This window comes from Gilvimarinus sp. 1_MG-2023, from assembly GCF_030548285.1.
Map to the genome: position 1 here is coordinate 1 of NZ_JAUOSC010000505.1, position 335 is coordinate 335.

Consider the following 335-nt stretch of genomic DNA (forward strand, 5'->3'; position numbering starts at 1 on the left):
ACTCATAGGCATCTGTCACAAAGCCAGCCGGTACTAATACCTTCTTGATGTTCGAAGCCTTGATATCTGCACCGCAACTGCTATTGGAACAGACCAAAGCGCTGGTATCAGTTACACCATCCTCATAGCCTAATTCCCCACAGTGGTCACAACGCCAGGCCAAATCAAACTTTTGGGCTTCATTAGTATCCGCAGCAAGATTATGCCAATGCAGGGAAACACCTGCTGAGCGGAAGACTCTGCCATCCAGAACACTTTCAGCCCCCGGTGCGTATTCCCGGATGGCAATGGCCAAATTACGAGAAGGAAGCCCCTTGTAGCGAGATATATTGTCT

1 protein-coding gene is annotated in these 335 nt (G+C 49.3%); it reads right to left on the reverse strand.

Going from position 1 to position 335, the window contains the following annotated elements; genetic code table 11:
* Window positions 1-295 (reverse strand): hypothetical protein (locus Q4563_RS17830; RefSeq protein ID WP_303605452.1); only part of this gene is annotated, 295 nt, incomplete at its 3' end.
* Between the last annotated feature and the right edge of the window lie 40 nt (window positions 296-335).